6 protein-coding genes and 3 tRNA genes are annotated in these 9,168 nt (G+C 41.7%); 5 read left to right on the top strand and 4 right to left on the bottom strand.

Translation table 11 applies throughout. The annotated features are described in order from the left end of the window. Positions 1-223 precede the first annotated feature (223 nt). From MHN30_RS20345 to MHN30_RS20330, 4 genes are all read left to right on the top strand, one after another. A tRNA-Glu gene (locus tag MHN30_RS20345) sits at positions 224-299 on the top strand. 69 nt (positions 300-368) lie between these two features. After that, positions 369-444: transfer RNA gene (locus MHN30_RS20340), tRNA-Glu, on the top strand. Between the two features lie 69 nt (positions 445-513). After that, positions 514-589: transfer RNA gene (locus MHN30_RS20335), tRNA-Glu, on the top strand. Positions 590-876: 287 nt separating this feature from the next. Then, a complete protein-coding gene (locus MHN30_RS20330; RefSeq protein ID WP_239360928.1) occupies positions 877-2,466 on the top strand; it encodes a PAS domain-containing methyl-accepting chemotaxis protein in 1,590 nt (529 codons plus the stop codon). Positions 2,467-2,586: 120 nt separating this feature from the next. Here MHN30_RS20330 and folE2 read toward each other — a convergent pair whose 3' ends face one another. After that, positions 2,587-3,507 (bottom strand): GTP cyclohydrolase FolE2, encoded by a 921-nt coding sequence (folE2, locus tag MHN30_RS20325; RefSeq protein WP_039491428.1) that lies wholly within the window; start codon positions 3,505-3,507, stop codon positions 2,587-2,589. A 321-nt stretch (positions 3,508-3,828) separates the two neighbouring features. On the opposite strand from folE2, the gene arcB reads away from it, so the two are divergent. Next, positions 3,829-6,150, top strand: coding sequence for an aerobic respiration two-component sensor histidine kinase ArcB (gene arcB, locus MHN30_RS20320; protein ID WP_039491425.1), 2,322 nt, complete (start codon positions 3,829-3,831; stop codon positions 6,148-6,150). Between the two features lie 6 nt (positions 6,151-6,156). Here arcB and arcA read toward each other — a convergent pair whose 3' ends face one another. From arcA to MHN30_RS20305, 3 genes are all read right to left on the bottom strand, one after another. Next, positions 6,157-6,876, bottom strand: a complete 720-nt coding sequence (gene arcA, locus MHN30_RS20315; RefSeq protein ID WP_010379411.1) for a two-component system response regulator ArcA — start codon at positions 6,874-6,876, stop codon at positions 6,157-6,159. Between the two features lie 107 nt (positions 6,877-6,983). Beyond that, entirely contained in the window at positions 6,984-7,505 is a 522-nt protein-coding gene (locus MHN30_RS20310; RefSeq protein WP_010379409.1) for a YfiR family protein, read from the bottom strand. After that, positions 7,502-9,124: a HAMP domain-containing sensor histidine kinase gene (locus MHN30_RS20305; RefSeq protein ID WP_130163433.1), complete on the bottom strand. Its 1,623-nt coding sequence runs from the start codon at positions 9,122-9,124 to the stop codon at positions 7,502-7,504. Before MHN30_RS20305 ends, MHN30_RS20310 begins: the two co-directional genes overlap by 4 nt. Positions 9,125-9,168: the final 44 nt, after the last annotated feature.

Here is a 9,168-nt window from a genome sequence, read left to right as displayed (position 1 = left end):
AGAGGCCTAGGACACCGCCCTTTCACGGCGGTAACAGGGGTTCGAATCCCCTAGGGGACGCCACTTACTTTGGTAAGTAACTCGGTTAGCAAGAGAATAAACAGCTAAATAAAGTCCTAGTGACACAGAAAACTTTCTGTTTTTGATAGGGCCATTCGCCTCGCAGGCTCGGTCTCATCTAACACAGAAATAGCAAATCGGTGATTTGCAAAACAATTTCTGCGTCCCCTTCGTCTAGAGGCCTAGGACACCGCCCTTTCACGGCGGTAACAGGGGTTCGAATCCCCTAGGGGACGCCACTTACTTTGGTAAGTAACTCGGTTAGCAAGAGAATAAACAGCTAAATAAAGTCCTAGTGACACATCTGTGTCCCCTTCGTCTAGAGGCCTAGGACACCGCCCTTTCACGGCGGTAACAGGGGTTCGAATCCCCTAGGGGACGCCACTTACTTTGGTAAGTAACTCGGTTAGCAAGAGATTAAACAGCTAAATAAAGTCCTAGTGACACATCTGTGTCCCCTTCGTCTAGAGGCCTAGGACACCGCCCTTTCACGGCGGTAACAGGGGTTCGAATCCCCTAGGGGACGCCACTTACTTTCCATATTCTATTCCTCATCTTATTGATATTTATATTTACCTTTCTTAGTTGTTTAAGCTCAGAACTCTGCTAGCTTTTATATTAACTTTCTGTTGTTCGTTAAGTATTCATACCAATTTTTCTTAATACTTGATCCTTCAAAATAGAACACTTAATTGTGTAAATTGGTATCAAATCATATTTCACTATGATCTCAATCAGTCTTTCGGTGAAATTTCTTACGATTTTTAAGAAAGTAATAATTTATTATCTATTGCCCTTTTTAATCGAGAGCGAGCTATGACAAAAGGTAGAGCTGATTACACAGGAAAAGAGAATGATTATCCAAGTTCTTACAATCTACTTTCAACGACAAACGTAAAAGGTCAGATAAAGTATGCGAATTCGCAGTTTTGTGAAGTTGCAGGGTTTTCACTTAGTGAGTTAGAGGGGAAGCCCCATAATATCGTTAGGCATCCAACAATGCCTAAAGCCGCTTTCAAGAACCTATGGGATTATATCGAAGCGGGCAAACCTTGGATGGGAATGGTTAAAAACCGCTGCAAGAATGGCGATCACTATTGGGTTAATGCTTTTGTCACTCCTATTAAAGATGCATCTGGTAAGACTGTCGAATATCAATCAGTGAGGACAAAGCCGAGCCGGGAGGTCGTTAACCGTGCAGAGGAAATCTACACTGATTTAAATAATGGTGTGTCACCAAGTAAATTTACTCGTGCCTCTTGGTCTTTGTCAGCTCAAATGATGGCAATAATCATTGTTTTCTATGCCCTAACCATGTTGATCTCAACTTTATCATCACCTTGGAATTACCTCGCTGAAACTCTGCTTACTCTTGCTGTATTATTTATTACTTATTCTCGCCTTGCTCCGGTGCGGTCGCTCAGCGAAAAGGCAAAAAAAGTATACGATAACCCTCTGATGCAAAAAGTGTATCTTAATAAGGTTAATGATGTCGCTTCTATAGAGCTTGCCTTACTTGCTAGAGAATCCGAGCTTCGGGCTGTACTTGGACGTGTTAAAGATGCTAGCGCCACCGTTTCAGAGTACGCAAACAAAACGATGCAAGAATGCAAAACGAGTTCTGATATTTTAAATCGACAGCAAGCGCAAACCGGCTCCTTAGCAGCAGCCATTAATCAGATGTCGGTGTCGATTGGTGAAATCGCCTCTAATACTAACAATGCAGCGCAGCAATCCGAAGCGGCGCTTGAATCCGTTGTGAAAGGCAACAAAGCCGTTGATGACAATATGGAAAATAATTATGCCTTATCGGAAGAGTTATCTCGCACGCAAAAAGATATAGAAGATCTTAATGCGCAAACAGTTAACATCGAAGGGGTTGTTGACGTGATCCGTGGGATCTCCGAGCAAACCAACTTACTTGCTTTAAATGCCGCTATAGAGGCTGCTCGTGCAGGTGAACAAGGTAGAGGATTTGCGGTTGTTGCTGATGAGGTGAGAGCGCTTGCGCAAAGGACACAAGATTCTACAGCCGAGATTAATGGTATTATTGCCGATCTGAGGCAACGAGCAGAACGGGCGGTTACTGCCATTCAAAGTGGAGTAGAGCGCTCCTCTGAATGTGTAGTAAAGGCAGAAGGTACTAAAGTGAGCCTTGAAACGATCAACACAATAGTCAATGAAATATCAGGTTTGAACTATCAAATTGCGACATCGACAGAAGAGATGTCGAGTGTTTCTAATGAGCTTAACGCAAATGCTGTGACAATTTCGGGTCTTGCGGATGAGTCTATGAAAAGTGCGCGTAAAACGCATGAAACGATGAAAAACACAGAGCAGGCTTTAGAAAATCAAGAGGTGCTTGTCGAGCAGTTTATTCGAAAATTAAACAGTGCCCACCGTTGAGTAGATAGCTTAAAGTAATACAGCACTTACCTCGTTGTGTATGGGGGAGATTAATCAGAGCTATCTAGCTCTGATTAATAATAGTAGTAAACGGAGCGGACCTAATACCAATTGCATTAATTAAACACTGTAGCCGTCTTCAACCCCTTTCACGGCATAGGCTACTGCATCATGAGCATGAAGAGATTCGTAATGGTTTATCTTCACATAGAAATCTAAATAAGCTTGCTGATTTAGCAATGCCTTTAACTTTCTAGCTGCATCTTCACAAAACATTAGGTTTTGGCCATTTAGGCGCGCAAACTCTTGTTCATCTTCTCGTTTTACTGCGGCTTGAACGGGGGTTTTCAACTCGTTTTCAACCAACTCGATCAGATCCAAAATCTCAAATTCAGTACTATTATTCGTAAGCTTAACTTTTATATTTGCAATCGAGCGCTGAGAGTGGGGTGTTGCAACGATCCCTTCTGTGCTACCTAGCCAGTTATGCACACTATGGAAATCTAATTGTTTACCGTCAAAAGCTTGTTGGAAAGCGTTTTGGATCAGTTGACGAGACAATGCTGCCGAACAGGGGCAAGTCGATGAGTAAGCAACGTCAAGCGCCAGTTCTAGCTTGTAAATACCGTTTATCAACGTCGCATCAAGGGTAATTGGGTATGATTTCCATCCCATTTTTTTACTTAAAAGCGAAGGGCGTCTGATAGGCAATTCAAACTGCAGGGTTACTTTTGCACCTGTACTTAAGTCGCTATGCGTACTTAAAAAGTTATCTAGCAACTGCTTTAGAGTTTTAGGTGTAAGTACTTGCTCACAAGAAAGCGTATCAAGGGCAAGAAAGAGGCGTGACATGTGAATGCCTTTTGCGTCTTCTTTTTGCAAATTAACAAATGCATCGGCTTTGGCTGTAACAGTAACTTGATTTAGGCCTTTGCTTTCTAATACTAAAGGCAGCTCTATGTTACCCATGCCTACCCAGTCTAAAGTTCCTGTTTGTAACGCACTAGCACTGTGTGCAATGTCTGGCATGTTATTTTGCATCGACGCTCTCTTTTCTCACGACTTAAAAAACGGGCATATTACACGAAATCAGATTAAGTTGGGATGGTGAGCTTAAATCTATCCGCACTAAATTAGATGATTTGTGCATTTAGTGATACAGAGTCTCATTTCTGTTATCTATCGTTCTGCTCAGTGTGTATGAAAATGAGTGAATGATCTGGCCCTGCAATTTCTATACTCGCTTATTACTAGGGCTTTTGTATAATATTTACTTTGAGGGCTTGAAAAGCAATTCAGTCAGGCTCAAGCGGTAGAATATAAACTTGCCTGACAAGTGTTTAACAATGGTGAAGTAATAATATGACAGAAAATTCGTTTGGCTCATGGGCTCGAATTTTATCAAACTTGGTAGAAAGATACGGTAACAAGCGGGCGTTTGCCATCGCTTATGCTTTTACGCTCTTCGTTGCAGTTATTCTATCTTGCATGTTTTACTATGTTGCATTAGGTGTAGTTGAAATTGTCGATATATCGGCACTCTTTTTCTTAACCGCTGTCATTGCGCCCGCTCTTATCATGATGTCCGTCGCGGCAATGCGGGAGGTACATTCATCCAAGGCCTACTTGGAGTCGGCAACACAACAAGAAAAGATGCTGAACCAAACGCTGAAGGACAATATTAATCGTTTAAATAGTGAGATTGACGAGCGTAAAATTGCTCTGCATGCTAAACACCGCGCGATAGATGAATTAAGAAAAGAAATTGCAGAACGTAAAAAGACCCAGCAAGAACTTGCACAGCAGGGGATGTTACTGCGAAGCATTGTTGATTCATCTCCTGATCTGTTCTATTACCGCGATGAAAACGGTGTATTCGCAGGCTGTAACAAGATGTTCGAATTAGTGATGGGCAAAAGCAGTGAAGAACTAATTGGTAAATCAGTCGAACAAATATATTCAGAGCAATATCTTCCAAAAGTACTTGAAACAGATAGCCAGGTATCAGAAACACAGCAACCATTAACACTTGACGTAGAATATCCCGTTGAAGGCGAACCTCGTTGGTTTGAAATGCGCAAGCTGCCATTTATCAATGATAAAGGCGAATATATAGGCTTGTTGGCCTTTGGTCGTGATATTACTAGTCGTAAAGAAGCCGAGCAGGCGTTAGAAACTGCGTATAAGGATAAAGGTAAGTTTATTGCTACGCTAAGTCATGAATTAAGAACTCCGCTCAATGGTATTGTTGGTCTGACGCGCATGATGTTAGACACCGACCTGACTGCGCAACAAAAAAGCTGGTGTAATACCGTGTTTTCAAGTGCGGAGACGCTTGGCAATATTTTTAACGACATCATTGATTTAGATAAAATTGATAGGGAGCAGCTAGATATAGCAACGGACAGTATCAATGTCTCTGATTTTATAAATGATGTGGTCAACTTTGCAGGTCTAATTGCCGATCAAAAGGGCTTAGAATTTACTATCAATCGTTCTGGAATCTTAGACGTTTATGCGTTACTCGATCCGACACGTCTACGTCAGGTACTTTGGAATCTAATTAATAATGCAGTGAAGTTTACCCACAAGGGTAATGTGACGCTGGAATGCCGCCGTGAGAATCGAGATGATGGGCCTTGGCTGACAATTAGTGTTATAGATACAGGTATGGGAATATCCGAAGATCAGCTTGAGCGGATCTTTGAGATGTATTACAAGGCTCCGGATGCATCGGGCAGCAATGCGATTGGCTCGGGCATTGGCCTTGCGGTTACTAAAGCTTTAGTTCAGGCTATGAAAGGAACGATAGCGGTTACTAGCCAAGAAGGTAAGGGGAGTCGTTTTGATGTTGAGATCCCGTTACAGCTATGTAATGCACCGAAAGAACAAAGTTACGCTGGTAGAAGCTTGTACATTTTACTTGTTGAGGATGTGCCGCTAAACGCTGAGATTGCAACAAATCTATTAGAACAGCGAGGGCATGAAGTTATTTGGGCTGAAACAGGCGAGGATGCTCTCTCGTTTGTTGAAACTGAAGATGACCTAGATCTCATTCTTCTGGATATGCAGCTACCAGATATCAATGGTGATGTTGTTGCGCGTCAAATAAGAGAAGACAGCCACTTTGATCACTTACCAATAGTTGCCTTAACCGCAAACGTCAGAAGCGCCGAGCAAGAGCTTGAGGGGATTAATGTTCAGGGAGCTTTGGCCAAACCAATAAATACTACTAAGCTCGACAAAATGCTCGCTGAGTTATTTGGAATTGAGGCACAGAAAAACAAACAAAGTATCGATATTCGAGAAGCGTTATCACAACCTGAATACTCCGATTTAGATATAGAGACCATTTGCGACTTTGTTGAGTCTATGGGGGCTGCTGCATTCCAAAGAAGCTGTGACCTATTTACTAAGCTCAGTCCTAAGTACTGTCAAGAGCTCAGAGAGGCTGTTGCACAAAATGATATCGAGGAATATGGTGCGGTTGCACATAAAGTTAAAGGTGCTGCTGGTTCGGTAGGGCTGCAACTTGCCCAATTACAAGCGAAGAAAATGGAATTAGAATCAGAAGGCAAAGAGGAAGAGACACTATTGAATTGGGTTTCTGAGTTAGAGGCAAAAATAGAAGAAGGGCAAGAAGCCCTTCATCCATTAATTGCAAAACTCGCTGAAGATCAGTAAAAACGATTATTGAGCGTCGAGTTTACCAATGAAACGGTAACCTTCACCGTGAATTGTACTAATTAATTCAGGCGTATTGTTATCAGTTTCGAAATGCTTACGAATACGACGAATAGTAACGTCAACAGTACGGTCGTTTGCGCGAAGTTCACGACCAGTCATGTGCTTGATAAGCTGCTCACGGCTAAAAATGCGGCCCGGCGAATCTAGCATTAGACGAAGTGCACGATATTCACCTTTTGGTAGACGCTTTGAATCGCCTGTTGGAGATGTTAAACAGCGACTGTTTTCATCTAACTCCCAACCATTAAAAGTAATAACGCCGTTGCTATCAATTGTTGACTCTTCTGCAGACGTGCCAGTACGAGAGATTAGGTTGCGAGCACGAATCGTTAATTCACGCGGGTTAAATGGTTTTGTGATGTAATCATCAGCACCAATCTCAAGACCAAGAATGCGGTCAACATCATTGTCACGACCTGTTAGGAAAATAAGGCCGATGTTTTTCTTCTGGCGTAATTCACGCGCCAAAATTAAACCATTTTTACCAGGAAGGTTGATATCCATGATTACAAGGTTTACATCATCATTTGATGTCAACTTGTCATGCATGTCATCGCCATCAATGGCTTCGATTACTTTGTAACCTTCCGCTTCAAATAAACTAACGAGGTTCAGTCGAGTTACGTCTTCATCCTCTACAATTAGAATGACTGGCGTTTGCATTATTAATTAACCTTTTCGGAATATATAATTTACAATGTGTCCGGACTTATATAATAAATCCGAATATTTACGATTATAGGAGCTTATCCAATTGTTAACAAGTAAAATCAGTTGGGATGAAACTTGGATACGGCAAGCAGCCTTGAGCGCACGATGAAGTACTGTTTTTCTAGTGCTTGCTTATTTATATACAGTCGAATCTTGCTCCCTTCTTGGACCAAAGAAGCAATCCCGCCTCTTTCTAAAAACTCAATACTTTCGCCCACGGTCAACATGTTTGACTCTATTGTATCGGTCCAAGCGGACAGTATATCATTTTCGCTAGTTTCATCAATGTATGTGATATCGCAAGCGCTGGAAAGTTCCCTATAACTCCACGTTTTTTTTGCTTCTACGAGCTCAATGGGTTTGCCTCGCACATTTAGCTTTGTTGCACTTTTTAGTTCAGCAGCAGGCCCTGATTCAAGTGAATAGAAGCAAAATTGAATACTGGTTTTTGTGTTTTCGTCGGGAAACTCGACGAATTTTGCCATCTGATAGAGAAAAGCAGAGCGAACCTGATCTGGTGATTTTGCAGTTGTATTTAAGGAGACAAATAAAAGCAAAATAACTAGATTAATCAACCTCATTTTAGATTACCCGACAGAGGAAGAGTTATAATAAATTTAGCACCTTGGCTAAATTCTTCATCTAAAGTGATCGAGCCTCCAAGTGCTTGGGTTACTAGGTTATAAACCAAATGCATACCTAGGCCGCTTCCTCCTTCACCTCTACGCGTTGTGACAAACGGATCGAAGATGCGCTTTTTAATTGCTTTGGGTACACCCATTCCGTTGTCTGCATATTCAATAGCAAGTTGTCCCATTGATGGTTTCACAGTAATTGCAATGCTATTGTTTTGTTGATCTTTAAAACCATGGAGTAAGGAGTTGGATATAAGCTGCTCTAATACTTGTTGTAATGGTCCAGCTTTACTTTCGATTGCAAGTCCAGAGTCACAGTCAATAGTCACTTCAGGTTGTTTTGTGGAGAGTTCAGCTCGCATAGATGCTACGACTTCAGTAAGCAGGTTTGACAAATCTATTCGTGAGTTCACTTCTAGATCCTGACTTACTGCAAGGCGCTTAAAGCTAGAAACCAGCTCAGCCGCTCGGTTTAGGTTGCGGTAGATAAGATCAAGATTTTCAATTCCATCGTTAACAAAGCGCTCTAACTGCTTGGAGGTCAGAGACTTTGTTTGAAACGCTTCGCGAATATCGGATAATTTGTCTCTTAACAACGTAGAGCCTGTGATACCCAAACCGATAGGGGTATTTACCTCGTGGGCAACACCTGCCACCATTTGCCCCAGCGAAGCCATTTTCTCGTTCTCGATGATTTGGTTCTGGTATTGATGCATACGCTCTAAAGCGTTCAGCAGTTCTTGGTTAGCCTCTCTCAGCGCAATTGTGCGTTGATTCACTTTTTCTTCCAAGCTCTGGTTGAGCTGTTTTATCTCTTGTTTATCCGCTTTATGACGCTCAAGTTGATTTTCGGTGCGAGCTAACATGATATTTAAGTTATTTGCTAATACGTTTAGTTCAGAAATATTGCTGCCAGGCGCTCTTGCACTGTAATTATGATTTTTTGAAACGTCCTGCAATAGTGCTGAGAGTCCTTCAATTGGCGTCGCTATACGCTTTTGGATCCCCCTTGAAACTAGCAATACGAGGAGGAGTACGAATAAGGTGAGCGCGATATCTACCAAGATTTTTTTATTTATATAGTTTGAGAGCCTTTCTAAGCCACCGCGGACATAAACATAACCTTCAATATTCCCCTCATAAATTACAGGTTTAATCAATTCAATGTAGTCTTCTGAGACCTTCGGGGTTTTTAACTCTTCAATTTGATTAACCTTTAGCGGTACTGGTGGTGTTCGACTGGCGTTGTAACTGGTAAAAAATACAGGACTGTTGGTTACGTCATCCATGGCATAGATATGGATGTTTTTGATGATATCCACTTGTTGAAAAGACTTTAGACGTGCATCTTCAGTTTTTCGATCATCGAATAAAATTGTGATCTGAGAATTGAACGCAACGATGTCGGCTATCATCTCTATTTTATTGATGATCAGTTGTTTTTGCTCTTTTACATCAAGGTAAGTGGAAATAGATATGGATAAAGAGAGGCACAGCGCGGTTACAAGCATCACTGCGCTGATCAATACTTTTCTTATGCTTGTTTTGGTTAATTGCTTACTCATTCTTATTCCAGCTGTATGATCAGCCTTAGCTGCGGCTACAGAGC

Origin of the sequence: Pseudoalteromonas sp. OF7H-1 (assembly GCF_022347825.1) — a bacterium.
Lineage (GTDB): Bacteria > Pseudomonadota > Gammaproteobacteria > Enterobacterales > Alteromonadaceae > Pseudoalteromonas > Pseudoalteromonas maricaloris.
This window is presented reverse-complemented; position numbering and strand designations above follow the sequence as displayed.